The sequence below is a fragment of the Mesorhizobium sp. M6A.T.Ce.TU.002.03.1.1 genome, from assembly GCF_003997275.1.
Taxonomy (GTDB): Bacteria; Pseudomonadota; Alphaproteobacteria; order Rhizobiales; family Rhizobiaceae; genus Mesorhizobium; species Mesorhizobium mediterraneum.
Map to the genome: position 1 here is coordinate 1 of NZ_RZTI01000065.1, position 26,088 is coordinate 26,088.

Genomic DNA, 26,088 nt, shown 5'->3' on the forward strand with positions numbered 1-26,088 from the left:
AGGCAGCGTCGGTCTTGCCTTCCTGCTGGCAATTGGGGCTCAGCCCGCTGGCCATGCGGCAGGCATGGACATCAGCGATAAACAGGAAGGTGGCGTCGACGGGCGGACTGCGCTGCCCGGTCTGACCGAGCGCCGGTCGCGCAACGGCGCCGGCCGCAGCAAACCCTACCGCCTGCGCCAGGAAGCTGCGCCGGGAGAGTGATCCTGCCGAGATGCGATTCATGGCGCGAAATTCAGCACAGCCGGCGCCTCTTCGTCTAGTTGCCTCGAACAGTATGTCGACACGGTGCCGCAGGTCTGGCATTCCTTCCCGGTGCTGCACTCAACTTACACGGGCAGAGGAGGACGCCATGAAGACTATATCCATCGGCACGACACTCACCATCCTGGCGAGCGCCGCTCATGGTGCCGAGTGCATCGACGCCAAAGCCGCCAAGGCCGGCTTCGTTCTCGAAAGGCCCGGCATCCATAGCGAGTTTCGACCGGCGGCGGGTGGAATGGTGTCGGTTGCCAACGAATACCAATCCCAATCGCCGCAGACACAGTTTCTGTTCGGCGGCCTGATCGAGGTGTTTCGTGACAGCGAGACCGGTCAGCTTGCCATGATCCCGCTTTCCGATCTCAGAAAGCTGTTTCCGCTCAAGGCCGGGGCGAAAAGCAAGACCGTATTCGTTCGCCTCGCACCCGACAAACAGCCGAAGGGCACCGAGACGCTCGAGATCAACGTCAAGGGCAAAGAGACGTTCGGCCTGGGCGACTGCAAATACAACGTGCTCGCCGTCAGGCAGACGATCAAGAACGAGGCCGGCAAGACACAGGATGAATTCACCGCGCTCTACGCGCCCGACCTGCAAGCCGTTCTGGCCAGGCGCTATGACGAGGGCACCAACGCCGAAAGCGTGGTCGGCTACGAGATCATCAAACCGCTACCGAATTAGGCTCCGGCAGGGCAGAGGGCTGACGCCCGGCATCAAACGACCCTGTGCTGCCGCAGCACCCTGCGACGTCGCTTCGCAATTGCTCCGCCCTTGGATGACGAATCTGGGGAAGCTTCCTGCTCCAGCGCGTTCAGGCAATCGCGCAGCACACCGGAATCCTGCGTCGTCTTGGCCATCGACATGGCGCCGGAATAGGTGGCGACCGCGAGCGCGGCGAAGCGCGGCGGATCGGTGTCCTGCTCCCTGCCCGTTTGCTGGTCGGCCCTGATCTTGTCAGCGATCGCCTCGCGCCATGCCGAAAAAATGCCGGCAAGAGCAGCGCGAAAATCCGGATCGGCGAGCGATAGTTCATGCGCCAGGTTATTGAGCGGGCAGCCGCGCACGAAACCCTGCTGCTTCAGTTCCGTTGCCACGGCCTCGAACACGCTGCGCACGCCCTCGCGCGCCGAGCCAGCCGCCTGCAGCGGCGCGATCCATGTTTCTTCTACGGCTGCCGCCACCCGCTCCTCGATCACCGCCAGCGCAAGCGCCTTCTTGGTCGGGAAATGATGATGCAGCGCGCCGCCAGTGACACCCGCCGCTGCCATCAGGTCACCGAGGCTGGAAGCGTGGTAGCCGCGCGCCTGAAAGGAGGCTTCGGCGACATCGAGCACGCGTTTGCGGAGGCCTTCCGGGTCGTTGGTGCGTTTCCCGGGCCGCACCTTTGGGCGAGCGGTAATCTCTGCTGACATCTCCACACGATAGCAGATTGACAAAACAGGACAACCGGTCTGTTTTAGAACAGGATGATCACCCTGTTTTGGAGATTACGCGATGAGCCTGCCCCTGAATGCCCCGTCGAAATCCAGCTTCAACGCCTCGCAAATCGTCGAGTTCAGGCAATACACGCTGAAACCTGGCCGGCGCGAGGCGCTGATCAGCATCTTCGACGGTCACCTGATCGAGGGTCAGGAAACGGCAGGGATGACCATCATCGGCCAGTTCCGCGATCTCGACCGGCCTGACATGTTCGTCTGGCTGCGCGGCTTCGACGGCATGGAAGCGCGCAAAAAAGCGCTGACCGCGTTTTACGAGGGACCGGTGTGGGCCGCCTGGCGCGATGCCGCCAACGCCACGATGATTGACTCCGACGACGTGCTGTTGCTGAAACCGGCATGGCCGGGCGCGGGCTTCGACCTGACGGGCTCGCAACGGACAGCCTTGCCGGCTTACGAAAAGCCAAGCAGAGACAACCGCTTGTCGGATATTGTTGTCATTAAGATTCATCATCTGCGGCCCGGCGCCGAAGTTGATTTCGCCAGCCGCTTCGAAACTGATGCCGAGTCCGTGCTGGCGGCACCTGGCGCGCGGCCACTCGCTGCGTTTGTCACCGAGCATGCCGAAAACAGCTTTCCCCGCCTGCCGGTTCGATCAGGCGAAAACGTTTTTATCAGCGTCACGGGTTTCGACAGCGCCGACGCCCATGCCCGTCATGAAGCAGCGCTTGCCGCCGCGCCGGCCTGGCAGGCATTGCAGTCGGACCAGGCCAGACCGACGGAAACGCTGCGTCTTTCGCCCACCTCACAATCGCTGCTCGGACGGTGACCTGTCGTGAGGTGTCTCACGAAGAGGCCTTCGCGACGCAAATAATACGTTGCCTTCGTTGGACTACCGTTTCGAACGCGTCAGTTTCCGAAGATTGGACTTCAAATTGCCGCCGGCAGCCACGTGGCCTTCAAGCAAGCGGGCCCATGTGGCCACCGCGGCCGAGCGCGTCAGGTTGGTTTGCGCGAATTGCTGCGCCTCCGCGGCTATTTCGGCCTCCATTTTCGGATTGGCACGCAACCATTCGATACGCTCGACCAGGTCGGACATGTTCCGTGCCACAGGGACGTAGTGACGAAACGGCTCGATGTTCCCGAAGAACCACTCATGCCATGGTCGTTCCTGCATCAGCACGACGCGCTTGGTGTGGAACAGCAATTTCAAGCGCCCGCTATAGCCCGCACCTTCGACGTCAATCATGTATCTGTATGTCGCTACCTGCTCCTCCATGGTCTTGAAAGCGCCAGAATATTGCACGGACGCGGAGTCGTAGTCAGGCGCGGTGTCATAAGCCTCCAGGAGATCGGGCCGGACCGTCGCAGCCTGGACCGTTGCCTTGCGCGCATCGTTCATGCAGCGCCCTGCCCAAAACGCACTGTTCTTGCGCGGCTGCCCCTCCGACGCGACTGCCATCGCCGACGTTTTTTGATCGTAGTCGTCGAATTTCGCCTCCGGCCAGCCATTGAAGATGAAATCAGGCGCGGCAATCTCGGCATAACCGTCTGCCGAAGAAAAGCCGAACCGCGTCCGGAAATACCTGGGTCTTTTTGCAAACGGCACATCGGCCAAGTTGACATAGAAAGATGGGGTGCTACGAACGCCGAGCGATGCCAGCGCCTCGGCAATAAGGGTCAGGACTTGTATGTGCCTTTGAAGCCAGACGGCGCGGAAACTTGCCTGCAGCCTTCCCTTGCTGAACCGGCAGTACATTTCACCTCGATTAAGCCTATGCACCAAACCCCGCCCCTGTTCGGCGATGCGAACAGGAATGGGTAGGTTCGGGATCACTGCGTCGAGGCCTGCCATTTCAATGATGCTCTTCTGCGAGGTTATGTGCGGATTTTGATCGTAGGTGCCGGTGTGTCAGGCGCGACTTTGGCCAGATCGCTTGCTGACGCCGGCAATCCCGTTCGGGTTGTCGAGGCAAAGCCGCATCCCGGTGGGCACTGCCACACCGAGCGAGACGCGCGGACCGGCATCATGAAGCATGCGTTCGGACCGCATATCTTCCATTCCGACGATATGGATGTCTGGTCGTTCGTTTCACGATTTGCAGAATTCAGGCCTTTTGCGTTGGAGGTGAAGGCCAATGTGGCCGGGCGGCTGTTCTCGCTTCCAATCAATCTAAACACGTTGAACCAATTTTTCGGAAGGCAGTTCACCGCAGAGGACGCGCAGGCGCATATTCGGAATCTTTCGGTACCACTGGACCATGACCCTCGAAATTTCGAAGAGCAAGCAATCTCAAGTATAGGTGAGGCACTTTATAACGCGTTTTTCAAGGGCTATACGCAAAAGCAGTGGGGGCGTCCACCCGACCAGTTGCCAGCCGATATTTTCAAGCGGTTGCCATTACGCTTTACCAAGGACAACAATTACTTCCACCATTCTCGGATCGGAATTCCGCAGGAAGGCTATACCGCCTTGGTGGAAAAGATGCTTCGACATCCGCTCATCACCGTCGAGTATGATACCAAGTTCCGCCGTGACGGCGGCGATCATGAATTCGATCAGGTCTTTTACACGGGCGGACTGGACGCCTTCTTCAATTTCGAATTCGGACGACTTCCCTACAGGTCGCTGCGATTCGAGGATTTTATCGTGACGGGAGATTTTCAGGAAAGCGCAATCGTGACCTATCCCGATCCCGAGGTCCCATACACTCGGATTTCCGAACACAAAAAATTCGCGCGGTGGGAAACACACGAGAAGAGCCTGTGTTCCCGCGAATTCAGCTTCGAATGCGGCGAAAACGACGTTCCATTCTATCCCGTGAATCTGGCAGCCGGATCGGCGTTGCTGGATCGCTACCGGTATGAGGCCACACAACTCCGCAACGTGAGTTTCGTAGGCCGCCTTGCGACGTTCAAATATCTCGATATGGACGTTGCCATTGGACAGGCGAGGCATGCTGCGGCAGTCACAATCGGCTGTCTTACCACCGATCTGCCGGTGCCGGCCTTCTTTCAGCCATAAGAAACCAAGAGAGCTACGCGTCAAAGCTTTCCGCCCTGCGGCAGCAAGACAAGTATTTGATGAGCATGCGCTCTGAGGTGAGTCTAGATATGTCGCAAAATCCGTGCTTCTTTTTCGCTGCCGATCAAAATTACTTCCCATACGCTTGCTTGGCCGCGCGCCGTGTGTTGGACGTATCCGGCCCAATCAAGGGCTTTCTTCTTCAGACTGGTGCCGGCGCAAAAGACCTGGAGGTCGGTGAGCGCTTGCTAGGGTCCGCGGTCAGCATCCTTGACGTGTCGAAGTTCATGGAGGCGACGAATTTTGATCCGGGCCATCTGACCTTGGCGACCTATATCAGGCTGTTCGCAGATCAATTGCCTGAGCTCGAGCCCTACGATCGTATCGTCTATGCCGACAGCGACGTGCTCTTCAATCGATCGATAGCCGACCTCACCCACGCGCAACTGCACGCGCCGTTGCTGGCCGCTCACGACGAGCAGAGCTATTTCGACGCGAAGTACCGGAACCACCTGCCGATGAAGCCAGGCGCACCGAAATTCAATGCGGGCGTGCTGGTGTTCAACATGCCGCTGGTGCGGCGAGAGGGATTATTGCAGCGGACTCGGGAACTCTCCTCGCAGCATACCTACGGTCTGGACCAAGGTGCGCTCAACGTTGCCTTTGAAGGCAGATGGCAGACGATGCATCCCTACTGGAACGTCATGACGAATTTCAGCAGTCAGATATCGTTCGGCAAGTCGTTTGCGCGTCACTTCACGCGGGGTAAACCCTGGTCGCAGCACCCAATTGGCGTCGAACCAGAAGTTTTGGCCATCTATCGCCAACTTGCAAAGGATACGCCTTGGGCCGGCCACTTCCCCCGGCAGGCGCGGTTCGCCCTCAAAAGCTTCACCCGAAAGCTCGATGCCATCACTGGATTCCTCATCAATGACGAGAAGCGCAAACGAAGGTCCCGGTTTGACGCCGAACAGGTAAGCGGGGTTTTTGCCGAGCACGCGGACCGGTGCATGATGGCCGCGCAATATCCCGAGTGCGTTGCCGGGATCGCAAGGTAAGACCAAAATCAGCCAGTCGGCCGGCCAGGCGTATGTATCGGTCAGTTTGCCTGAGGTAGATCAGGCGCTGCCTGTGCAGCGTGTCAGTCAGCAATGCTGGGGGGAAGCGAGATCGTGTATTTCGGCGCCCGACTCCTTTTGAGCTTGCGCCACGGCCTTAGCCGGTCTTTCAAGGGGATCGCAGGTGTTTTGTAAGGCGCGGGGACGAGGCCGGCGAGCCCATAGTAGCTGTCAAGAATATTGCTTTGGAGCAGACGCCGTTCCTGGGTAAAGAAGCTGAAATGCGCCACGACCAGATCGCCGAGCACTTTGCCCGGGCGGTCGAGCATTGCCGGCAGTGTAGCCGATAGCCATTCTTCCTCACCGCCGCTACCGTTCTTTGGCGGAATAAAAAGATCACCCAGTTCCACTATGTCGGATCCAAAGAAGCCGATCGCGTTGATCGAAAAGCGCGACAGCCGGATCTCCCGGTCCGGCACGCGGAAATCGCCGAGTCTGTTGGCTTTGACGGCTTCGATGAAGACCGGGTGAAGCGCCATCGGAAAACTAGCGTGGGCCCACGAGAATTCGCATGCCGCCTGACACGTAAGTGGCCCGTCGACCAAGACCCTGGAAAGATACTTGATCAGCGTGTTGCAGATTGCGTTGTTGATGATCAACGGCGCATACCACAGAGCCGACCCCCTTTCGCTTGCTACCCTCTCCATGAATCTAGGGAAGAAGCCATCTTCCAGAAAAACCACATCGTCGTCGAGGCGCAAATAGAAAGCGTCCGGATCGTCGCAGAAGCGAAAGAAGTCGCCGATCGCGTTGTTGCTGCCATCAGCATCAGGAAGCGTTTTTATCCTGCAACGCGTGTCTGTCGCAGCCAGCTGTTGGAGATAGGCACGATCGACCTCGTTGCGGCAATTGTCCCACAAATGCCATTCGTATACTTCAGGGCTCTTCAGTACATAATGGCTGAGCAGGCGGAGATATTTCTCGCGACCGGCCGGTGTCACAACAATCAATTTCACGAATAGGATGTCCTGTCATAGCCGCGCATCGGCTCGGCTGTTGCCTTGCCGTTTCTACTCCCGGCGAGATGATCGATATCGCCGCTTTGCTCAAACCACAGCGGTGGTCACAGTGCCAAGAGAATCGCCGGCAAAAATGTCTCCCTGATCGTCGCGCAGGATTTCACGCACCGCTCACAGGGCGCATCGCAGGCACAGCCGAAGATACCATGTTGGCCGAGCGCCATTCAGAAACCTGTTCTCGAAACCATTCAAGGGTCAGCCTAACGCCTTCTTGATAGCTGACCTTCGCTCCCCAGTCTGGAAGAACACGCCTGGCCAGAGTCAGGTCCGGGCATCGATTTGTGGGATCCTGGGGAGCTGGCGGATGATGCTCGACCCGGGAACCTGGAACAAGCGAACAGACGAAGTTTGCGATCTCCAGCACAGACACCTCGCAATCGTTTCCGATATTCAAAGGGCCCCGGTACGATATGTTGTCGCGCCAGAAAAAACGCTCCAAACCGTCGACGATATCCTCGACATAACCCCAACTGCGGGATTGAAGACCGTCGCCATAGACCGTCAGGATTCCGGTGGTCAGGGCTTGGCTGATAAAATTCGATATAGCGCGACCATCGTCGATACGAGTTCGCGGTCCATATGTGTTAAACAATCTCGCGACGCGGACATCGAGTCCGCTGATGCGCTGAGATTCAAACAACAGCGCTTCGGTGCAGCGCTTGCTCTCGTCGTATGACGATCGGGGTCCTATGCAATCCACCGAGCCCCTGTAGCTCTCGGGTTGCGGAGAGACCAAGGGGTCGCCATAGACTTCCGACGTCGAAGTGAAGCAGAAGCGACCACCCGGTTTGAGTAGCGTCAGAAGATTCAGCGCGCCACCGATGTTGGCTTTGATCGTGCGCACCGGCTCGCGCATGTACCACGATGGAGAAGCAGGCGACGCCAAATGGATGATTTCATCGAAACGCTGATGCGATGCGAAGGTCTCGGCGTCTTCTATTTCCAGGCTCAATCGCGGATCATTGATATGCCCGATGTTCTGCTGCACTCCGGTCCACAGATTGTCGACGACAACCAGCTTTCCCAAGTCGGCGCGCAGCAACAGACGATCGACCAAATGCGATCCGATGAAGCCGCAGCCTCCAGAGACCAACACGCTCCGCGACATGGAGTTTCTCCTCGACATTCGGCCATTCAACAAACAGCCGAACTGTTTTCTCGGAGGACGCCATACACGCATTCAGTCCAAAGCCATAAGTTTTTCCTGCTAATGCAATTATCCGCGCCGCGCGAGGTCGGATGAGGCGTGTTTGGGTGGATCGTCGTGTTGGAGTTTCTTCCACATCCCCAGCCGTCTCGGCGCCAACGCGCCGATCCACCTTCTCGATAAGGAGAAAGGAAGAAGATTCTCCTTCAACCGATTTGCATCCTTGCCGCCCGCAATCTCCGCTTGAAGCCATTTGTGCAACGCGATACGCCGGTGCCGAATTCGACAGACCGGAGAGACGAAGTGAGCGCGCCAGAGACCAGAACCGAAACCGACACGTTCGGTCCCATCGAGGTCGCCGCCGACCGCTACTGGGGCGCGCAGGCGCAGCGTTCGCTGGGAAATTTCAAAATCGGCTGGGAAAAACAGCCAGCGTCGATCGTTCGCGCGCTCGGCATCGTCAAGCGGGCGGCGGCCGAAACCAATATGGAGCTGAAGCGGCTCGATCCGGCTATCGGCAAAGCGATCATCGAAGCCTCTCAGGAAGTCATCGACGGCAAGCTCAACGATCATTTCCCGCTGGTCGTCTGGCAGACCGGCTCGGGCACGCAATCCAACATGAACGCCAACGAGGTGATCTCCAATCGGGCGATCGAGCTGCTGGGCGGTGTCATGGGATCCAAGAAACCGGTGCACCCCAACGACCACGTCAATATGAGCCAGTCGTCGAACGATACCTATCCGACGGCCATGCACATCGCCTGCGCCGAGCGCATCGTGCACGACCTGTTGCCGGCGCTCAGGCATTTGCACGCCGCGCTGGAGGCCAAGACCAAAGCTTTTGCCCACATCATCAAGATCGGCCGCACGCATACGCAGGACGCGACGCCCCTCACCCTTGGCCAGGAATTCTCAGGCTATGCCGCGCAGGTCGCCTCATCGATCAAACGCATCGAGATGACGCTGCCCGGCCTGCAGGAACTGGCGCAAGGCGGCACCGCCGTCGGCACCGGTCTCAACGCGCCGGTCGGTTTTGCCGAGAAGGTGGCGGCGCGCATCGCTGACATCACCGGCATCGGCTTCGTCACCGCGCCGAATAAGTTCGAGGCGCTGGCGGCCCATGATTCCATGGTGTTCTCGCATGGCGCCATCAACGCCTGCGCCGGCGCCCTGTTCAAGATTGCCAACGACATTCGGCTGCTCGGCTCCGGCCCGCGCTCCGGCCTTGGTGAACTGTCGCTGCCGGAAAACGAGCCGGGTTCATCGATCATGCCGGGCAAGGTCAACCCCACCCAGTGCGAGGCGTTGACGCAGGTCTGCATCCAGGTGTTCGGCAACAATGCGGCTGTGACCTTCGCCGGCAGTCAGGGCCATTTCGAGCTCAACGTCTACAACCCGCTGATGGCCTATAATTTCCTGCAGTCGGTGCAGCTGCTCGCCGACGCCTCCATCTCCTTCACCGACAATTGCGTTGTGGGCATTGAGGCGCGGGAAGACAACATCAAGGCCGCCCTCGACCGTTCGCTGATGCTGGTGACAGCGCTGGCGCCGACCATCGGCTACGACAATGCCGCCAAGATCGCCAAGACCGCGCACAAGAACGGCACAACTTTGCGCGAGGAAGCGCTGGCCACCGGGCTGGTCACCGAAGCCGACTACGACCGCCTGGTGCGGCCGGAGGACATGACGCATCCCGGGTGACATGACGTCATCCCCGATGATTTTTGCGCTGATCGCAGAAACGTTACTGCTGTGAACGATCTGTAACCAAATCCGCATCTTTGGTGAACAGTCGACCTGCTCTATCAGGATGGCACTACAACCCTTCCGGAGAGAGTCACCATGTCCACCAACACGTCCGTTGCCGGTTCCGGCACCGTTTCCAACGCCTCGGCCACCATCCTGCTTGGCCGCGTCCTGCTTTCAGTCATCTTCGTGCTTTCCGGTTTCGGTAAGCTCACCGCGATCGCCGGCACCGCCGGCTATTTCGGCAGCATGGGCCTGCCGATGCCGACCGTAACTGCTGTTGTCGTCGGCCTGATCGAGCTGCTCGGCGGCGTCGCCATCCTCATCGGTTTCCAGACCCGGATCACCGCCTGGGTGCTGGCAGTCGTCACGGTCGCCACGGCGCTGGTCGCCCACACCGGCTGGGCCGATCAAATGCAGATGATCAGCTTCATGAAGAACCTGGCGATTTCCGGCGGTTTCCTCGTGCTGGCTTCCTCGGGCGCCGGCGCCTATTCGGTCGACGCCAAGCGCGGCTGACGCAAGCTAGTAGCTGTTGCAGCAAGGGGCGCGGAATTTTTCGCGTCCCTTTTTCGTTGTCGATTTATGCCCATCGATCAGCCGGCCGGACGTTCTGTTAGGATCGAGGCGTCGGGGTGAAGCCAACCGCCGCCGACATCGGAGGTCACCAAATGCCCCGCAATGCGCTGCTCCTGCTTTCCCGATTGCTGCTCGCCGCCCTGTTCGTTCCGTCCGGCTTCCACGCGCTTACCGACATTGCCGGCACATCAGGCTATTTTGCCGGCCTCGGCCTGCCGCTGCCAACACTCATAGCCTGGGCGACGGCCCTGTTCGAGCTGGTCGCCGGACTGCTCATCCTCGTCGGCCTGAAGACGCCGATCGTGGCGCTCCTGCTTGCCGCCTTCTGCATCGCGGCGGGCGTCATCGGCCATTATGGCCAGGGCGGCGACGATCCGACGCTGACCTTCATGCATTCACAGATGCTGATGAAGGACATCGCCTTGTCAGGCGGTTTTCTGGCGCTGGCGATGGCTGGCGCTGGCGCCTACTCGATCGACGGGCGGGCTTTTAGGATCGGCCCTGAAACGACTTGACCAGACTACTTGGCTGGCATATTGGGGCCGCCCTCGACCGCCAGCACCAGCCGGCGATTGGTGACCCTCGCCAGTTGCGCCAGGCGCCCGGCAGGCCGCTCGCCGTAAAGATCGGACAAAGAGGCCGGCAGCACCAGCGCAAGCACGCCATTGCCGCGATTCTCCCATTTCAGCCGCGGCATGACGCCCGGCATCGCCGCCGTCAGCACGTAGACGACGCGCATCACCGCGGCCAGTGCGCGGGCGCGCTCGAGATAGCGCGGCGTCGCCAGCCCCCGGATTTCCGGAGCGGCATCGTTGAACAAGCCCTCGTGGCGAAACAGATTGACAAGCGCCAGGAAGGCGCGCCCGGGATGGTCGACGCCGATGAAGGAGGCATGGGCGATGATGTTGAGCGACTGCTTGCCGCGATATTCGGGATGCGCGCGCCAACCGATGTCGGCAAGCAGACAGGCGGCCTGGCGATAGCGCCTCTCGTCGTCGGTCTCGTCGATGCCGAAGGCGGCAAAGGTCTTGCCGGTCCACTCGACAAGCTCATGTGCGTGGGCGACCGAGCGCGAGCGCAGCCGGGCGAGTTCCTCCGAGGCCGAGATCAGCGGATCCGCCTTCTGCTCGGCCTCGTCGAGCAGCGAATAGAGAAAGCCCTCGCGCACGCCCAGCGCCGAAACGATGATCTTGGACGGCTGCATTGCCGCCATGATCTCCTGCAGCACGATGGCGCCATAAGGCAGCAGCGAACGGCGGTTCTTCGAGACGCCTTCGATACCCTTCACCTTCTCGATCTCACCCTTGGCCACCTGCTTGAGGAAGTTCGCGGCGCTTTCGATGCCGATCTCGTAATGGTGCATGACGCTCAGCGGATAGTTGGTCATTTCCATGTGCAGCCGGGCTAGGTTTCGCCAGGTGCCGCCGACCGCATAGAATGGCCTGCCCCGCCCGCCTTTCAGGAGCTTTGCCTTCGCGAGCTCGTCGCGCGCTATCTTTCCGGCCTGGGCCAGTGAGTTCTTCGCCATGTCCTGCAAGCGCAGGCCGCCCAGCGGCAGCGTGATGCCGTCGCCGATCGTCTCGCCGTCGACGTCTACCAGCTCAAGACTGCCACCGCCGAGGTCGCCGGCGATGCCGTCAGCCGGATGGAAGCCGGAAATGATGCCAAGCGCGGAATAATGGGCTTCCTGGCGTCCGCTCAGCACCTGGACCTCGGTCTTGAGCACATCTTCGGCGCGGTGGATGAAATCGGGACCGTTGACCGCCTCGCGGGCAGCCGCGGTCGCCAGCACATACATGTGCTCGGCGCCGGCCTGCTCGGACAGCGCACGGAAACGGCGAAACTCCTCCATCGAGCGCGTCACCGCCTCGGGGTCCAGCTTTCCGGTCGACACGATGCCGCGACCGAGGCCAGCCAGCATCTTTTCGTTGAACAGCGTGGTCGGCGAGCGCGACAGCCCCTCATAGACCACAAGACGGATCGAGTTCGACCCGATGTCGATGATGGACAGCGGTCGGCGGTCCTGAAGCCGGCCCTGGGACGTTGAAATCATCAGCCGGTCGCTGCGCCGTTTTTCTTGCGGCGCTTGAACTGCGCGATGCGCTTGGGCGCATGCGATTTCAGCGCATCACCCCGTCCGGAAAGGCTCGGATTGGTCATGAAATATTCCTGCGCGTTGAACGGTTCCTCGCCCTCCTCAAGCACGGAGCGCCGAGAGGTTCCATCAGCCAATACGTCGAAACTTTGCTGGTTGTCCATGATGTTGCCCAGCATGATCTGGCCGAGCACTTGTTCATGCACCGTTGGATTGGTGATCGGCACCATGGTTTCGACGCGGCGGTCGAGATTGCGCGGCATCAAATCGGCCGATGAGATGTAGACGACCGCCCCGTCCGACGGCAGGCCATGGCCGTTGCCGAAACAGTAGATGCGGCTGTGTTCAAGGAAACGGCCGACGATCGACTTGACCCTTATGTTTTCCGACAGGCCCGGGACCTGAGGCCTCAGGCAGCAGATGCCGCGCACGACGAGATCGATCTCGACGCCGGCGCGGCTGGCGTCATAGAGCGCGTCGATGACGATCGGGTCGACCAGCGAATTCATCTTCATCCAGATGCGGGCCGGCCTGCCCTCCAGCGCATGGGCAATCTCGGCCGAAATGTGCTTGAGGATGCGCTTGCGCAGCGTGAAGGGCGAGATGGCCAGCCGCATCTCCTCGGTCGGCTCGGCGTAGCCGGTGATGAAGTTGAACAGCTGGGCGACATCGCGGGCGATCGTCGGATCGGTGGTGAAGAAGGACAAGTCGGTGTAGATGCGCGCGGTGACCGGGTGGTAGTTGCCGGTGCCGAGATGCACGTAGTTGCGCAGCTTGCCGTCCTCGCGCCGCACCACCAGCGACATTTTTGCGTGGGTCTTCAGCTCGAGGAAGCCGAACACGACCTGAACGCCGGCGCGCTCGAGATCGCGGGCCCAGCGGATGTTGGCTTCCTCGTCGAAACGCGCCTTGAGCTCGACCAGCGCCGTCACCGACTTGCCGGCCTCGGCCGCGTCGACCAAGGCGCGCACGATCGGGCTGTCGTTCGAGGTGCGATAGAGCGTCTGCTTGATCGCCACCACTTCCGGATCGGCCATCGCCTGGCGCAGGAACTGCACCACCACATCGAAGGATTCGTAGGGGTGGTGAACGATGATGTCCTTCTCGCGTATAGCAGCGAAACAGTCACCGCCATGCTCGCGGATGCGCTCGGGAAAGCGCGGATTATAGGGCGTGAACTTGAGATCGTCGCGGGCGATGGCGACGATCTCGGAAATCTGGCTGAGCGCCAGCGGACCGGTGAGCACGCTGATGCGGCTCGACGAGACGCCAAGCTCGCCGGCGACGAACTCGCGCAGCTCGGCCGGCATCAGCTTGTCGAATTCGATGCGGATGACCGAGCCGCGGCGGCGGCGCTTCAGCGCCGTCTCGAACAGGCGCACGAGATCCTCGGACTCCTCCTCGACCTCGATGTCACTGTCGCGGATGATGCGGAACGTGCCGGAGCCCTTGACTTCGTAGCCGGGGAACAGCTTGCCGATATAGAGGCCGACCGCCTCTTCCAGTGGAATGAAGCGGACATGACGCTTGCGGTCCGGCAAGCGGATGAAGCGCTTCAGCGCCACCGGCAGACGCAACAGCGCACTCATCTCCTCGCCATTCCTGCGATGGCGCAGTTGCAGGGCCATCGAGAAGCCGAGATTGGGAATGAACGGGAACGGATGCGCCGGGTCGATCGAAAGCGGTGTGAGCACCGGAAAGACCTGCTCCTGGAAATGATCCTCGAGCCAGGTCTTCTCGTCCTTGGTCAGCGCATCGCGGCTGATGCTCTCGATGCCTTCCTTGTCGAGCAGCAGCATCAGCGCGGAAAGGCTATTCTGCTGATCCTCCTGCAGACGCTCGACCTCGCGCAGCAGCTGTTCCAGCTGTTGTTCGGGGGTGCGGCCGTCCGGGCTCTTCAGCGTGATGCCTTCGCGAACCTGGCCGGCGAGACCGGCGACGCGGACCATGAAGAACTCGTCGAGATTGGCGGCGGATATCGACAGGAAGCGGACACGCTCGAGCAGCGGATGATTGGCGTTCAGCGACTCCTCAAGGACGCGGCGGTTGAATTGCAGCCAGGAAAACTCGCGGTTGACGAAGCGGTCCGGGTTGCCGCCCTCTGGGCTCGCCACCTCGACAGTGGTGAATTCGCTCTGCACCGGCTTTAGTTCGTTCATGGTTCCTGCTCGTTTCGCACCCGCTGCCCAGAGCGTCACGCGTCGTTCCGGATGCGCAAAGGACGCTCTACCACTTTTAAGCTACGCATGATCCCCAGCGAAACCGAATTCGATTTTCGCGGCCATGCCTTAACCGGCTTAGCTTATCCTGTGACAGGCTTTTACGACAGTTTGATTTCATCGATCTTGCAAAGAGACAGCTTATGATCCAGATGCAATCCAGGTACAGCGCAGCGCGTCCTTTGGACGCGCAAAGGACGCGGTAGAATTTTGATTTTGCGCATGATCCGAGGTCATGCGGCAAATTTAGGAGACGACGATGGCAGCCGGTTCCATTCCCCATTTCCAGAACGATGCGGGCTATGCGGCGATCGACATCGGCGTCAAGGAATTCATGTGCACCGGCGCCAACCCGCCTTTCGACCATCCGCATGTGTTTCTCGACATGGGCGACGACAATGAAAAGGTCTGCCCCTATTGCTCGACGCTTTATCGCTATTCGCCAAAGCTGAAGGCGACGGAAACGCAGCCTGCGGGATGCCTGTATATCGACCAGGCCGCCTGACGCGCACGTCATCCCTATGGACGACACGCGGTCCGGGCAGGTCGTCATCGTCGGAGCCGGCGTCGCCGGACTGACTGCGGCGCTGGCATTTTCCGAGCGCGGCTATCTGGTGCGGCTGTTTGAGCAGGCGCCGCGCCTCGAAGCGGCCGGCGCCGGCATCCAGCTCTCACCCAACGCGACGCGCATCCTTCGCCAGCTCGGCGTGCTCGACCGGCTGTTGCCGGCGGCGGTGCGGCCGGAGGCGGTCGTGCTCAAGGACGCCGCCACGCTGCGCGAGCTGGCGCGGGTGCCGCTTGGCGAAGCAGCCGAAAGGCGCTGGCAGGCGCCCTATCTCGTCGCTCATCGGGCTGATCTGCAAGAGGCGCTGATGGCGCGCCTTGCCGAACAGCCGGACATCAGTCTCGTCACCGGAGCGCGCGTCGGCGGCGTCGCGGCAGGACCACACCATACCACGGCAACAGTCGAGATTGCCGGCAAGACCATCGAAGCCGACGGCTTTCTGCTGATCGGTGCCGACGGCGTCTGGTCGGCGATCCGTGCTTTTGGCGGATTTGCCGCCCAAAGCCGGTTTTCGGGCGAGCTTGCCTGGCGCGCGACGGTCAGCGCAGACAGTGTCGCGGGAGAAGCCGTTGCGGCGGTTGGCGCCGCCAATTGCGTGACCGCCTTCCTGCATCCCGGCTTCCACCTCGTCGCCTATCCGGTCAGCAATGGCGCGGCGTTCAATCTGGCCGCCTTCACCAGGGGCGAGATCATCGCCGAGGGCTGGTCGGGCCACGCCGACCCCGAAATCCTCGTCGGCGCCATGCGTGGCACGGCGGCAGCACTGGCCCGGCTTGCCGAGGATGCCGGCCTGTGGACGGCATGGCCGATCCATACTGTCGACCAGGCACAGCCATGGACGACGCCCGCCGGCATCGCGCTGATCGGTGATGCGGCGCATGCGATGACGCCGTTTGCGGCGCAGGGCGCGGCGATGGCGATCGAGGATGCCGCGACCCTTGCCGGCTTTGTCGCCGCCTCGCCCGCCGATCCATGGGGCGCGCTTGCTGCCTGGGAAAAAATGCGGCGGCCGCGCATTGCCAAAGTCGCCCGCCGCGGCGCCGTCAACCGCTTTGCCTGGCACGCTTCCGGGCCGGTGGCGGTCGCGCGCAACCTGTTCCTGAAGCTGCGCTCGCCCGAAAAGCTCGCGGCGGATTTGGACTGGCTCTATGGCTGGCAGGCGCCGGACTCTGGCGGCCAATAGCGCCAGGCATCAATTATAAATCCGCATCGATAGGTCCAGCGTGGCCGGCAGCGGATTCCACCAGCCTGTCCGCAGGCCGGCGATACGCAGAGCAGCCGCGGTCCAGGTGTTGCAGCCGACCAGCGCGTTGAAATGGCCGTTGGCTTCGTAGAAGCGGTCGAACCTGGAATAGGCGGCGTTCTCGATCGGGATCGGGCCGTTCGGCCCTTGCTGGAAACTCGCGGCGATGAAGTCGAGCAACGCCGCAAAACGCTCCTCGCCGACGTCGAAGCCGGCAACGTCGGGGTGCGGCTCGGCAATGTTGCCGGCGACATCGATATGCATCACCGAAGCGTCACGGGTCAGCGCCTTCATCACCGGCATGGCCTTCAGCTCCGACCAGGTCGGCGTCTCCAGATAGAAGGCGCGCCCGCCCCAGCCGAAGACGATGTAGCGGACCTCGGCCATGTCGGCGGGAATGCCGCCATCGACCAGGAAATGGAAGCGCTTGCGCACGTCGTCATCGACCGGAATGGCGATATCGGTGTGGATCGGGTTTTTCAGCACCAGGATGTGCCTGCTGGCGATAGGATCGGCGGCCGCCGCCGGCAAGAGCGGCCGTGGAATGAATGTGCCCAGCACCACGGCGAGCACGATTGCCACCACCAGAATGGCGAGAAAACGCCCGAGCTTTTTCATGAAGGACAGCTTTTTCATGAGCGACGGCCTTGCAATCGGGGCGCGATCGCCGGCTGACAGCTCAGACGCAAAAGAGCCCGGCCGGGTTTCGGCCGGGCTCTTTTGATTTGCGCGAGAGCGATCAGTGCAGGATCTGCGACAGGAACAGTTTTGTGCGCTCGTGGCGTGGATGGTCGAAGAACTCGGCTGGCGTGTTCTGCTCGACGATCTGGCCCTGATCCATGAAGATCACCCGGTTGGCGACCTTGCGGGCAAAGCCCATCTCGTGGGTGACGCAGAGCATGGTCATGCCCTCTTCGGCGAGGCCGACCATCGTCTCCAGCACTTCCTTGATCATTTCCGGATCGAGCGCCGAGGTCGGCTCGTCGAACAGCATGATGCGCGGGTTCATGCACAGCGAGCGGGCGATGGCCACGCGCTGCTGCTGGCCGCCGGAAAGCTGGCCGGGATATTTGTTGGCCTGTTCCGGGATCTTGACGCGCGTGAGGAAGTGCATGGCGATTTCCTCGGCCTGCTTCTTCGGCGTCTTGCGCACCCAGATCGGCGCCAGCGTGCAGTTTTCCAGGATGGTCAAATGCGGGAACAGATTGAAGTGCTGGAACACCATGCCGACCTCGCGGCGCACCTCGTCGATTTTTTTCAGATCGTTGGTCAATTCCTTGCCGTCGACGAAGATTTTGCCCTTCTGGTGCTCTTCCAGCCGGTTGATGCAGCGGATCATCGTCGATTTGCCGGAGCCCGAAGGGCCGCAAATGACGATCCGCTCGCCGCGCATCACCTTCAGGTTGATGTCCTTCAGGACATGGAATTCGCCGTACCATTTGTGCATGGCGATGATGTCGATGGCGACATCGGTGGTGGAAACCTGCATCTTGGCGGCATTGACCTTGATCTCTTCCGCGCTGACTGCATTTTCTGTGGCCATGGAAGGTTCCCTTTTTTGTTCTTAGCGTTTGTAGCTGGTGTCGAGCCGGCGTTCCGTGAACATCGAATAGCGCGACATGCCGAAACAGAACAGCCAAAAGACGAAGGCAGCGAACACCAGGCCGGACCTGGCCGTCTGCGGCGTTGCCCAGTTGGCGTCGGAAAAATTCTGTTTGACGACGCCGAGCAGGTCGAACATCGAGATAATTGAAACCAGGCTGGTATCCTTGAACATGCCGATGAAGGTGTTGACGATGCCCGGAATGACCAACTTCAGCGCCTGCGGCAGCACGATCAGGCCCATCTTCTGCCAGTAGCCGAGGCCGAGCGAATCCGCCCCCTCATACTGGCCCTTGGGGATCGCCTGCAGGCCGCCGCGCACCACTTCGGCCATATAGGCAGCGGCAAACAGCGACACGCCGATCAGTGCCCTGAGAAACTTGTCGAAGCTGACGCCGGCCGGCAGGAACAGCGGCAGCATGACGCTTGCCATGAACAGGACGGTGATCAGCGGGATGCCGCGCACCGTCTCGATGAAGATGACGCACAGCATCTTGACGATCGGCATCTTCGATCGCCGGCCCAGCGCAAGCACGATGCCGAGCGGCAGCGACACGGCAATGCCGACGAAGGACAGTCTGAGCGTAACCAGAAGCCCGCCCCACAGCGAGGTTTCGACATGCGGCAGGCCGAACACGCCGCCAACCAGCAGGATGAAGGCAAAGATCGGCAGCGCGCCGAAGAACAAGATGGCGTTCAGCCCCTTGCGCGGCACCTTCGGGATGAGCAGCGGCACCAGAAATGCCACGAACAGGATGGCGACCAGGATCGGCCGCCAGCGCTCATCGATCGGATAACGGCCGAACATGAACTGGCCGAACTTGGCGTTGACGAAGGCCCAACAGGCTCCGGACCAGCCGTCCGGCTGGATGCCGCCCTGCGCCACCGTGGCGCAAAAGGTGCGGTCCGTGCCGGTCCATTGGGCGTTGATGAAGGCCCAGCTGATCAATTGCGGCAGGATCATCGCGACCAGCACGATGCCGATGATGGTCAAGATCGTGTCGCCGGCCGAAGCAATCAGGTTCTTACGTATCCAGGCGCCCAGGCCGCGCTCGCTTGGCGGCGCCGACTGTGCCAGCGCCATTTCGACGCGGACGAAGGCAAGGTCGTGCTCCTGCATGTCCCTACCTCTCCACCAGCGCCATTCTGGCGTTGACCACGTTCATGATCGCCGACGTCAACAGGCTGAGCGCGAGATAGACCACCATCATGATCAGCACGCACTCGATCGCCTGGCCGGTCTGGTTCAGCACCGTGCCGGTCGTCGCCGTCAGGTCGGGGTAGCCGATGGCGATGGCGAGCGAAGAGTTCTTGGTCAGGTTCAGATACTGGCTGGTCAGCGGCGGAATGACGATGCGCATGGCTTGCGGGATGACGACAAGCCGCAGGATCGATCCCGGGCGAAGCCCGAGCGCGCCGGCCGCCTCGGTCTGACCCTTGCTGACGCCCATGATGCCGGCCCGAACGATTTCGGCGATGAAGGCCGCCGTATAGAAGGACAGCGCCAAATAGAGCGACAGGAACTCCGGCTTGACCTGAAAGCCGCCAGTCAGGTTGAAGGTCGATTGCTTTGGGTAATCGAAGCTCAGCGGGAAGCCGCTCAGCGCGTAGGCCAGCAACGGCAAGCCGGTGATCAAAGCCGCCGATGTCCAGAACACCGGGAATTGCTGGCCGGTCGCCATCTGCCGCTGACGCGCCTTGCGGGCGACGAACCACGCCATGGCAATGCCGAGAAGCAGAGCGACCAGGATCAGCCAGGAGCCTTCGCCCCAGATCGGACGCAAAAAGTAGAAGCCGCGCTGGTTGAGAAAAGAGCCGAATGGCAAATTGATGCTTTCGCGCGGCGGCGGCAGCACCGAAAGCACGCCGGAATACCAGAAGAAGATGACCAGCAGCGGCGGGATGTTGCGGAAGACCTCGACATAGACCATGCAGATCTTGCGGATCAGCCAGTTGTGCGAAAGCCGGCCGATGCCGAGGATGAAGCCAATGATGGTGGCGGTGATTATGCCGGCGCCGGCAACGATGAGCGTGTTGATGAAGCCGACCACAATGGCGCGGCCATAGGTCGAATCCGACGAATAAGCGATGGCGCTGTCACTGATGTCGAAGCCGGCGCGGCCCCTGAGGAAGCTGAAGCCTGATGCAATGCGCAGGCGCGTCAGATTGTCGATGGTGTTTTGGACGATCCACCAGACCAACGCCACCAGCACGATGACGACCACCGCCTGGAAGAATATGCCGCGGACCTTCGGATCATTGATAAAGGAGCCGCGGCTTGGCTCCTCGCGAAGAATTTCCTGCGATGCCATTCGACCATCCCCTGGAAAGAGAAACCGGAAGGCAGGAAAGCTGCCTTCCGGATCACATTTCGATCAGCGGATCGGCGGAGCGTATTGCAGGCCGCCCTTGGTCCACAACGCGTTGATGCCGCGCGCGATCTTCAGCGGGCTGCCCGAACCGACATTGCGTTCGAACATTTCGCCGTAATTGCCAACTGCCTTGACGATGTTGACGACCCAGTCGTTGGAGACGCCGAGATCGGTGCCGATCTTGGTGTCTGCTTCCTGGCCGAGCACGCGCTTGATCTCGGGATTGTCCGAGGCCTTCATCTCCTCGACATTGGCCTTGGTGATGCCGAGTTCCTCTGCCTGCAATAGCGCGAAATAGGTCCATTTGACGATGTGGTACCACTGGTCGTCGCCCTGGCGCACGGCCGGTCCGAGCGGTTCCTTGGAAATGATCTCGGGCAGCACGACGTGGTCGGCGGGTGCGCCGAGCGTCAGGCGGATGCCGTAGAGGCCGGACTGGTCGGTGGTGTAGACGTCGCAACGGCCGGCGTCATAGGCGGCGTTGACCTCTTCCAGCTTTTCGAAGACGACGGGGTTGTACTCCATCTTGTTCGACTTGAAATAGTCGGCAAGGTTGAGCTCGGTCGTGGTGCCGCTCTGCACGCAGACTGCCGCGCCCGAAAGCTGCAGCGCGGAATTCACGCCCGGCAGCTTCTTGGCGTTGATCATGAAGCCCTGGCCGTCATAGTAGGTGACACCGACGAAGTTCAGCCCAAGCGCCGTATCGCGGTTGATGGTCCAGGTGGTGTTGCGCGACAGGATGTCGATCTCGCCTGACTGTAGCGCGGTGAAGCGTTCCTTGGCGCTGAGCGGCGTGAACTTGACCTTGGTGCCATCGCCAAAAACGGCGGCCGCGACAGCGCGGCAGAAATCCGCATCGATGCCTTGCCAGTCGCCCTTGTCATCCGGCGCCGAGAAGCCGGCCAGACCGGTCGAGACGCCGCATTGGATGAAGCCCTTGGCCTTGACGTCGTCGAGCGTGGCCGCCGACGCGGCCGAAGCCACCAATCCAAGCGCGGCGGCGCCCAGAATGCCGATTGCAATGTGTTTCATAACCCACAGACCCTTTTCTGTTTTTTTCAGGCGAACCTGACTTTTTTTCGGTGTGAATGCAGCTTCCCGTTCCGGCCCATTCCCGGAACCCCGCATCGCAACCAACGCGCTGCCTCCCATTCACGAACTGCATCGAAGGCGATTATTCCTGTGAGGTCAAGGAAAATGACCGAAACCGAAAGAGATTGAAAACCAATTGCCGCAAATGCCCGAATTGCAGACAAACACGCCTGGAAATTAGTCAGCCGTGCGAACAAAGCCGGCAAAATCCGGCCAACGCAAATCGGGGCTGGGGCCTTTGAAATTCGCCTTCGGAAGGCTGCGCATTCCTGAGTTGCCATGGATCAATTGGTATATCCGAAGTCCGCCGCCTGGCGAGCGTCGGGCGGTTGCGCGGCCAATGCCGCCGCACTATGGCTAGCGCTTGATCAAAGGCGAAGCGAATGACAAAAGACGGCAACGAAATGGGCATCAACACACGGCTTGCCCACTCGGGCAACAATCCGCACGACTATTTCGGCTTCGTCAATCCGCCGGTGGTGCATGCCTCGACTGTGCTCTATCCCAACGCGGCGACAATGGCGGCACGCAGCCAGAAATACACCTACGGCACGCGCGGCACACCGACCACCGACGCGCTTGCCAGCGCCATCGACGGGCTGGAAGGCTCGGCCGGCACAATTGTGGTGCCGTCTGGCCTGGCGGCGGTGACGGTGCCGCTGCTAGCCTTCCTGTCGGCGGGCGACCATGTCCTGATCGTCGATTCTGTCTATCATCCGACCCGCAATTTCGCCGACACGATGCTGAAGCGCCTGGGCGTTGACGTCGAGTATTACGATCCGCATGCCGGTGCCGGCATAGCGGCGCTGATCAAGTCCAACACCAGGGTCGTGTTCACCGAATCGCCGGCCTCCAACACTTTCGAGGTGCAGGACATACCTGCCATCGCCAGCGCGGCACACGCCGCCGGCGCGATCGTCATGATGGACAATACCTGGGCGACGCCGCTCTACTTCCGCCCGCTCGACCACGGCGTCGACATCTCGATCCATGCGGCGACGAAATATCCGGCCGGCCATTCCGACGTGCTGCTCGGCACCGCATCGGCCAACAAGGCCTGCTGGAAACAGCTTTGCGAGACCTTCTACACGATGGGCTGCTGCGCCGGGCCGGACGACGTCTATCAGGTGCTGCGCGGCCTGCGCACCATGGGCGTGCGCCTCGACCATCATCAGCGCAGCGCACTTGATATCGCCGGCTGGCTGGAGGGCCAGCCGGGCGTAGGGCGCGTGCTGCATCCAGCGCTTCCCAGCCATCCCGATCATGATCTCTGGAAGCGCGACTTCTGCGGCTCAAGCGGCATTTTTTCGATCGTCCTTGCGGGCGGCGGCCAGAAACAGCAGCATGCCTTCCTCGACGCGCTCAGGATATTCGGCCTCGGCTATTCCTGGGGCGGCTATGAGAGCCTTGCGGTGCCGGTCTTCCTCGGCGACCGCGTCGTCGCCAAGGGCCCTTATGACGGCCCGCTGGTGCGCCTGCAGATCGGGCTCGAGGACGTCGATGACCTCAAGGCCGATCTTGCGCGCGGTCTCGCCGCGGCGAAGGCGGCATAAGCGGGGAACTGCCGCCAAAGCGGCCCTGCATGCGCCGGGTCTCGGCCGCATCAGCAAGATTATTTCCCGAAGCTGTGATTTTCCGGATCGGTTTGGCTTTCAAATCCAACATTCTGGCCTCATTGCGAGGCCATCAGCCGCAAGCGGCACGTCCCAAACCCAGTTTCGCCACCAGAGTTGTCAGTACCATGGCCTTTCGCCTCTTTGTCCCAATACTTGCCGGCGCTACGCTGCGCGAGCGGATCATCGCCTGTATCGGTGCGACGATCGGCATTGCGTTGACCGGCGCGATCAGCGGTCTGGTGCTCGGTAGCGGCCCGCATGTGCCGCTGCTCGTGGCGCCGATGGGTGCCTCGGCCGTGCTTTTGTTCGCGGTGCCGGCGAGCCCGTTGGCGCAACCCTGGTCGATCATTGGCGGCAACACCATATCGGCGCTCGTCGGCGTGCTCGTGGCGTATTTCGTGCATGAGCCCATCCTTGCGATGGGCATTGCGGTGTCATTGGCCATAGCCGCCATGTCGTTCACCCGCTGCCTGCATCCACCAGGTGGGGCTGCCGCCCTGACGGCTGTGATCGGCGGACCGGCCGTCATCGGTGCCGGCTTCCTGTTTCCGTTCGTGCCGGTGGCCTTGAACTCGATCGTGCTCGTCGCGCTCGGATACGGCTTTCACAAGTTGTCGCGACGGACCTATCCACATGTGACGGTGGCCGCGCCAAAAAACAGCCACGGCACCATCGATCCACCCGCTCAGGAGCGTATCGGCTTCCGGCCCGAGGACATCGATGCTGCGCTTGGTACCTTGGAGGAGACATTCGACATCGACCGCAACGATCTCGAACGGCTGCTGCGGCAGGTGGAGTTGCAAGCGATGGTGCGTACGCACCGGACCTTGCTGTGCAGGGACATCATGTCGTGCCATGTAATTTCGGTCGATGAACACGCTCGCGCCGACCAGGCACGTCATTTGCTGCTCGCCCACAACATCCGGACGCTGCCGGTCGTCGATTCGGAGGCCAGGCTTGTTGGCGCCGTCGGACTGCGAGAACTGGCGTGGGCCTCGGATACGGTGAAAAGCGTGACAAAGGCCGTGGCAACCGTCTCGGCGAGCGCGCCTGCCATGGGCCTCCTACCCGTGCTCACCGACGGCCGCAGCCACGCCGTCGTCATCATAGACGACAACAGGCGCATCCTCGGCCTGATCACGCAGACCGATCTGCTGGCCGCAACGGCCCGCACGCAAACTGCAGACAGGCTGCTGGCGGAAGCGGTAGCGTAGTCGCTGCCGGCCGCCGGCTGCCGGAAAATGTCGGGAACCTTTTCCCGGCTAGGCCGTCCAATGTTTCGATCGGAGGATTTGCTTCCGGTCAGGAGATTGGCTTGCGATGAGGAAACCGGTCATGTCGGCTGTCTTGACCGTCATGCCTGCCGCAGCTGGCGAGATGCAGCTTGTCGGCCGCGCGCTGGCGCGGGAGGGCGGAGCCTTCCGCACGATTATCAAGATGCACAACCAGCGACTCTATCGTATCGCCCGCAGCGTCGTTCGCAACGACAGCGAGGCTGAAGACATCGTGCAGGAGGCTTATGTCAAGGCCTTTGCCCATCTCGGGGATTTTCGCGGGGAATCCTCGCTCGCCACATGGCTGTCGCGCATCGTCATCAATGAGGCGCTTGGGCGCTTGCGCAAAAGACGGCGAACGGTAGCCATGCCGCAAACTCCACACGCCGAAATCATCAAATTTCCCCTCGATCCCAGCGACGATCCGGAGCGGACGATGGCGCAACGGCAAATCCTCGAACTTGTCCAACGGGCGACCGATCGGCTTCCCGATGTGTACCGGACAGTGTTCGTGGCGCGGGTGATCGAGGGTCTCAGCATCGAGGAGACCGCCGAACTGCTTGATGTGCGGCCCGAAACCGTCAAGAGCCGCCTGCACCGCGCCCGCGCCCTCGTGCGCAAGGCGCTGGACGATCAGATCGGCCCGGTGCTGCTCAATGCCTTTCCCTTCGCCGGCCGCCGGTGTGAACGGCTGACCGCCGCGTTGATGCAGCGGCTTGGCTTTACAGACTGATTTTTCCCGAATTCCCGGGAACGTTTGCCCCCGCCCGGCATCCAATCATCGTCAACTGAAATGCCCGGAGCCAACCGCATCCGGCGAAGGAGAACGTCATGTTTATTCGATCGACCACCGCACTGGCAGCGCTTTTCCTGCTCAGCGCAGCGCCGTTGGCGCAAGCCGCCGACAAGCCGACCGACCCGCAGATCGCCCACATCGCCTACACAGCCGGCGTGCTTGACGTCGAGGCGGCCAAACAAGCGCTGGAGAAATCGAAGAACAAAGAGGTTGTAGATTTCGCCAAAGATATGGTGCGAGACCATGAAGCCGTAAACAAACAAGCGCTTGACCTGGTCAAGAAGCTCAAACTGACGCCGGAGGACAACGCCACCAGCAAGGCGCTGACCGAGGCGGCGGCCGAGGAACGAGCCCAGCTCGCCAAACTCGACGGCGCCGCCTTCGACAAGGCCTATGTCGCCAACGAGGTCGCCTACCATAAGCAGGTCAACGCCGCGCTCAAAACCCTGCTGATCCCCTCGGCCGAGAATGCCGAACTGAAGAGCCTGCTGGAGACCGGCCTGAAGCTATTCCAGGGCCATGAACAGCATGCCGAACATGTCGCCGGCAAGCTGAAATGAGAACAGCACCGACGGCGTCGAAACGGCATCTGTGGGTTGCTTTGGCGCTAACCATTGGTGCCGCACCAGCCAAGGCCGGCACGATTGAGGTGACGATCGAGAAGCTTGTATTTTCGCCCGCAAGCATCGAGGCGAAGGTCGGCGACACGATCGAGTGGGTCAACAAGGACGTGTTCGCCCACACGGCGACCGTCAAGGGCGGCTGGGAGGCTATGATCCCGCCGAAGAAGGCGGCGAGCCTGACGCTGAAGACGGCGGGTTCGGTCGACTATTTCTGCCGCTTCCACCCCAACATGAAAGGCCATCTGACGGTGGCGTCGCCCTAGC

General features: G+C 61.2%; 25 protein-coding genes and 1 pseudogene. 14 read left to right on the forward strand and 12 right to left on the reverse strand.

Features of this window, described 5'->3' with window-relative positions; genetic code table 11:
* Nucleotides 1-223: pseudogene (locus tag EOC93_RS34865) on the reverse strand (metallophosphoesterase); the annotation flags it as partial.
* A gap of 127 nt (nucleotides 224-350) precedes the next feature.
* Here EOC93_RS34865 and EOC93_RS19215 point away from each other — a divergent pair.
* Entirely contained in the window at nucleotides 351-938 is a 588-nt protein-coding gene (locus tag EOC93_RS19215) for a hypothetical protein (protein WP_095489286.1), read from the forward strand.
* 32 nt (nucleotides 939-970) lie between these two features.
* Here EOC93_RS19215 and EOC93_RS19220 read toward each other — a convergent pair whose 3' ends face one another.
* A complete protein-coding gene (locus tag EOC93_RS19220; protein WP_164759198.1) occupies nucleotides 971-1,669 on the reverse strand; it encodes a TetR/AcrR family transcriptional regulator in 699 nt (232 codons plus the stop codon).
* Between the two features lie 82 nt (nucleotides 1,670-1,751).
* Between EOC93_RS19220 and EOC93_RS19225 the strand changes: the two genes are divergently transcribed.
* Nucleotides 1,752-2,522 carry an NIPSNAP family protein gene (locus EOC93_RS19225; RefSeq protein ID WP_127205406.1) on the forward strand — a complete coding sequence of 257 codons (771 nt, stop codon included), beginning with the start codon at nucleotides 1,752-1,754 and terminating at the stop codon, nucleotides 2,520-2,522.
* A 63-nt stretch (nucleotides 2,523-2,585) separates the two neighbouring features.
* On the opposite strand, the gene EOC93_RS19230 is transcribed toward EOC93_RS19225, so the two are convergent.
* Nucleotides 2,586-3,548: a glycosyl transferase family 90 gene (locus EOC93_RS19230; RefSeq protein WP_127205407.1), complete on the reverse strand. Its 963-nt coding sequence runs from the start codon at nucleotides 3,546-3,548 to the stop codon at nucleotides 2,586-2,588.
* Between the two features lie 27 nt (nucleotides 3,549-3,575).
* On the opposite strand from EOC93_RS19230, the gene EOC93_RS19235 reads away from it, so the two are divergent.
* Together EOC93_RS19235 and EOC93_RS19240 are read left to right on the forward strand one after the other, a co-directional pair.
* Nucleotides 3,576-4,718: a UDP-galactopyranose mutase gene (locus tag EOC93_RS19235; RefSeq protein ID WP_126107063.1), complete on the forward strand. Its 1,143-nt coding sequence runs from the start codon at nucleotides 3,576-3,578 to the stop codon at nucleotides 4,716-4,718.
* 89 nt (nucleotides 4,719-4,807) lie between these two features.
* On the forward strand, nucleotides 4,808-5,776 hold the full coding sequence (locus tag EOC93_RS19240) for a glycosyltransferase (RefSeq protein ID WP_164759199.1): 969 nt from the start codon (nucleotides 4,808-4,810) through the stop codon (nucleotides 5,774-5,776).
* 83 nt (nucleotides 5,777-5,859) lie between these two features.
* On the opposite strand, the gene EOC93_RS19245 is transcribed toward EOC93_RS19240, so the two are convergent.
* Nucleotides 5,860-6,792, reverse strand: coding sequence for a hypothetical protein (locus EOC93_RS19245; RefSeq protein ID WP_127205409.1), 933 nt, complete (start codon nucleotides 6,790-6,792; stop codon nucleotides 5,860-5,862).
* A gap of 163 nt (nucleotides 6,793-6,955) precedes the next feature.
* Complete coding sequence (locus tag EOC93_RS19250) at nucleotides 6,956-7,963, reverse strand: NAD-dependent epimerase/dehydratase family protein (RefSeq protein ID WP_127205410.1); 1,008 nt, start codon at nucleotides 7,961-7,963, stop codon at nucleotides 6,956-6,958.
* 342 nt (nucleotides 7,964-8,305) lie between these two features.
* On the opposite strand from EOC93_RS19250, the gene fumC reads away from it, so the two are divergent.
* The 3 genes from fumC to EOC93_RS19265 all read left to right on the forward strand — a co-directional run bounded on the left by fumC (nucleotide 8,306) and on the right by EOC93_RS19265 (nucleotide 10,842).
* Nucleotides 8,306-9,703, forward strand: coding sequence for a class II fumarate hydratase (gene fumC / locus EOC93_RS19255; protein WP_127205411.1), 1,398 nt, complete (start codon nucleotides 8,306-8,308; stop codon nucleotides 9,701-9,703).
* 141 nt (nucleotides 9,704-9,844) lie between these two features.
* Entirely contained in the window at nucleotides 9,845-10,267 is a 423-nt protein-coding gene (locus tag EOC93_RS19260) for a DoxX family protein (RefSeq protein ID WP_127205412.1), read from the forward strand.
* A 152-nt stretch (nucleotides 10,268-10,419) separates the two neighbouring features.
* Nucleotides 10,420-10,842 (forward strand): DoxX family protein, encoded by a 423-nt coding sequence (locus EOC93_RS19265; RefSeq protein WP_127205413.1) that lies wholly within the window; start codon nucleotides 10,420-10,422, stop codon nucleotides 10,840-10,842.
* Between the two features lie 5 nt (nucleotides 10,843-10,847).
* Here the strand turns inward: EOC93_RS19265 and ppx are convergent, their stop codons facing one another.
* On the reverse strand, nucleotides 10,848-12,380 hold the full coding sequence (ppx, locus tag EOC93_RS19270) for an exopolyphosphatase (RefSeq protein ID WP_127205414.1): 1,533 nt from the start codon (nucleotides 12,378-12,380) through the stop codon (nucleotides 10,848-10,850).
* The gene (locus tag EOC93_RS19275) at nucleotides 12,380-14,581 is read right to left on the reverse strand and encodes an RNA degradosome polyphosphate kinase (RefSeq protein ID WP_127205415.1); all 2,202 of its coding nucleotides are present in this window, start codon (nucleotides 14,579-14,581) and stop codon (nucleotides 12,380-12,382) included. Before EOC93_RS19275 ends, ppx begins: the two co-directional genes overlap by 1 nt.
* Nucleotides 14,582-14,900: 319 nt before the next feature.
* Between EOC93_RS19275 and EOC93_RS19280 the strand changes: the two genes are divergently transcribed.
* The gene (locus EOC93_RS19280) at nucleotides 14,901-15,146 is read left to right on the forward strand and encodes a zinc-finger domain-containing protein (RefSeq protein WP_095489297.1); all 246 of its coding nucleotides are present in this window, start codon (nucleotides 14,901-14,903) and stop codon (nucleotides 15,144-15,146) included.
* Between the two features lie 16 nt (nucleotides 15,147-15,162).
* Nucleotides 15,163-16,389, forward strand: a complete 1,227-nt coding sequence (locus EOC93_RS19285) for an FAD-dependent monooxygenase (protein WP_127205416.1) — start codon at nucleotides 15,163-15,165, stop codon at nucleotides 16,387-16,389.
* A gap of 9 nt (nucleotides 16,390-16,398) precedes the next feature.
* Here EOC93_RS19285 and EOC93_RS19290 read toward each other — a convergent pair whose 3' ends face one another.
* From EOC93_RS19290 to EOC93_RS19310, 5 genes are all read right to left on the reverse strand, one after another.
* The gene (locus EOC93_RS19290) at nucleotides 16,399-17,067 is read right to left on the reverse strand and encodes a TIGR02117 family protein (RefSeq protein WP_095489326.1); all 669 of its coding nucleotides are present in this window, start codon (nucleotides 17,065-17,067) and stop codon (nucleotides 16,399-16,401) included.
* 121 nt (nucleotides 17,068-17,188) lie between these two features.
* A complete protein-coding gene (locus EOC93_RS19295) occupies nucleotides 17,189-17,992 on the reverse strand; it encodes an amino acid ABC transporter ATP-binding protein (protein ID WP_095489299.1) in 804 nt (267 codons plus the stop codon).
* 21 nt (nucleotides 17,993-18,013) lie between these two features.
* Nucleotides 18,014-19,171: an amino acid ABC transporter permease gene (locus EOC93_RS19300; protein WP_127205417.1), complete on the reverse strand. Its 1,158-nt coding sequence runs from the start codon at nucleotides 19,169-19,171 to the stop codon at nucleotides 18,014-18,016.
* Between the two features lie 4 nt (nucleotides 19,172-19,175).
* Nucleotides 19,176-20,363 carry an amino acid ABC transporter permease gene (locus EOC93_RS19305; RefSeq protein ID WP_127205418.1) on the reverse strand — a complete coding sequence of 396 codons (1,188 nt, stop codon included), beginning with the start codon at nucleotides 20,361-20,363 and terminating at the stop codon, nucleotides 19,176-19,178.
* A 63-nt stretch (nucleotides 20,364-20,426) separates the two neighbouring features.
* Entirely contained in the window at nucleotides 20,427-21,455 is a 1,029-nt protein-coding gene (locus EOC93_RS19310) for an amino acid ABC transporter substrate-binding protein (RefSeq protein WP_095489302.1), read from the reverse strand.
* Between the two features lie 443 nt (nucleotides 21,456-21,898).
* On the opposite strand from EOC93_RS19310, the gene EOC93_RS19315 reads away from it, so the two are divergent.
* From EOC93_RS19315 to EOC93_RS19335, 5 genes are all read left to right on the forward strand, one after another.
* Nucleotides 21,899-23,068, forward strand: coding sequence for a cystathionine beta-lyase (locus tag EOC93_RS19315; RefSeq protein WP_095489303.1), 1,170 nt, complete (start codon nucleotides 21,899-21,901; stop codon nucleotides 23,066-23,068).
* Nucleotides 23,069-23,256: 188 nt separating this feature from the next.
* Nucleotides 23,257-24,345, forward strand: coding sequence for an HPP family protein (locus EOC93_RS19320; RefSeq protein ID WP_095489304.1), 1,089 nt, complete (start codon nucleotides 23,257-23,259; stop codon nucleotides 24,343-24,345).
* 121 nt (nucleotides 24,346-24,466) lie between these two features.
* Nucleotides 24,467-25,138, forward strand: coding sequence for an RNA polymerase sigma factor (locus tag EOC93_RS19325; RefSeq protein WP_095489327.1), 672 nt, complete (start codon nucleotides 24,467-24,469; stop codon nucleotides 25,136-25,138).
* Between the two features lie 98 nt (nucleotides 25,139-25,236).
* A complete protein-coding gene (locus tag EOC93_RS19330) occupies nucleotides 25,237-25,761 on the forward strand; it encodes a DUF4142 domain-containing protein (RefSeq protein ID WP_095489305.1) in 525 nt (174 codons plus the stop codon).
* Nucleotides 25,758-26,087, forward strand: coding sequence for a cupredoxin family copper-binding protein (locus tag EOC93_RS19335; protein ID WP_095489306.1), 330 nt, complete (start codon nucleotides 25,758-25,760; stop codon nucleotides 26,085-26,087). The genes EOC93_RS19330 and EOC93_RS19335 overlap by 4 nt, the downstream gene beginning before the upstream one ends.
* Nucleotide 26,088: the final 1 nt, after the last annotated feature.

Excerpts from the sequence above, each read along its gene's own strand:
- EOC93_RS19215 (WP_095489286.1), top strand. The coding sequence starts at position 351 with ATGAAGACTATATCCATCGGCACGACACTCACCATCCTGGCGAGCGCC.
- EOC93_RS19220 (WP_164759198.1), bottom strand. The coding sequence starts at position 1,669 with ATGTCAGCAGAGATTACCGCTCGCCCAAAGGTGCGGCCCGGGAAACGC.
- EOC93_RS19225 (WP_127205406.1), top strand. The coding sequence starts at position 1,752 with ATGAGCCTGCCCCTGAATGCCCCGTCGAAATCCAGCTTCAACGCCTCG.
- EOC93_RS19230 (WP_127205407.1), bottom strand. The coding sequence starts at position 3,548 with ATGGCAGGCCTCGACGCAGTGATCCCGAACCTACCCATTCCTGTTCGC.
- EOC93_RS19240 (WP_164759199.1), top strand. The coding sequence starts at position 4,808 with ATGTCGCAAAATCCGTGCTTCTTTTTCGCTGCCGATCAAAATTACTTC.
- EOC93_RS19250 (WP_127205410.1), bottom strand. The coding sequence starts at position 7,963 with ATGTCGCGGAGCGTGTTGGTCTCTGGAGGCTGCGGCTTCATCGGATCG.
- EOC93_RS19260 (WP_127205412.1), top strand. The coding sequence starts at position 9,845 with ATGTCCACCAACACGTCCGTTGCCGGTTCCGGCACCGTTTCCAACGCC.
- EOC93_RS19265 (WP_127205413.1), top strand. The coding sequence starts at position 10,420 with ATGCCCCGCAATGCGCTGCTCCTGCTTTCCCGATTGCTGCTCGCCGCC.
- ppx (WP_127205414.1), bottom strand. The coding sequence starts at position 12,380 with ATGATTTCAACGTCCCAGGGCCGGCTTCAGGACCGCCGACCGCTGTCC.
- EOC93_RS19275 (WP_127205415.1), bottom strand. The coding sequence starts at position 14,581 with ATGAACGAACTAAAGCCGGTGCAGAGCGAATTCACCACTGTCGAGGTG.
- EOC93_RS19280 (WP_095489297.1), top strand. The coding sequence starts at position 14,901 with ATGGCAGCCGGTTCCATTCCCCATTTCCAGAACGATGCGGGCTATGCG.
- EOC93_RS19285 (WP_127205416.1), top strand. The coding sequence starts at position 15,163 with ATGGACGACACGCGGTCCGGGCAGGTCGTCATCGTCGGAGCCGGCGTC.
- EOC93_RS19290 (WP_095489326.1), bottom strand. The coding sequence starts at position 17,067 with ATGAAAAAGCTCGGGCGTTTTCTCGCCATTCTGGTGGTGGCAATCGTG.
- EOC93_RS19295 (WP_095489299.1), bottom strand. The coding sequence starts at position 17,992 with ATGGCCACAGAAAATGCAGTCAGCGCGGAAGAGATCAAGGTCAATGCC.
- EOC93_RS19300 (WP_127205417.1), bottom strand. The coding sequence starts at position 19,171 with ATGCAGGAGCACGACCTTGCCTTCGTCCGCGTCGAAATGGCGCTGGCA.
- EOC93_RS19305 (WP_127205418.1), bottom strand. The coding sequence starts at position 20,363 with ATGGCATCGCAGGAAATTCTTCGCGAGGAGCCAAGCCGCGGCTCCTTT.
- EOC93_RS19310 (WP_095489302.1), bottom strand. The coding sequence starts at position 21,455 with ATGAAACACATTGCAATCGGCATTCTGGGCGCCGCCGCGCTTGGATTG.
- EOC93_RS19315 (WP_095489303.1), top strand. The coding sequence starts at position 21,899 with ATGACAAAAGACGGCAACGAAATGGGCATCAACACACGGCTTGCCCAC.
- EOC93_RS19320 (WP_095489304.1), top strand. The coding sequence starts at position 23,257 with ATGGCCTTTCGCCTCTTTGTCCCAATACTTGCCGGCGCTACGCTGCGC.
- EOC93_RS19325 (WP_095489327.1), top strand. The coding sequence starts at position 24,467 with ATGTCGGCTGTCTTGACCGTCATGCCTGCCGCAGCTGGCGAGATGCAG.
- EOC93_RS19330 (WP_095489305.1), top strand. The coding sequence starts at position 25,237 with ATGTTTATTCGATCGACCACCGCACTGGCAGCGCTTTTCCTGCTCAGC.
- EOC93_RS19335 (WP_095489306.1), top strand. The coding sequence starts at position 25,758 with ATGAGAACAGCACCGACGGCGTCGAAACGGCATCTGTGGGTTGCTTTG.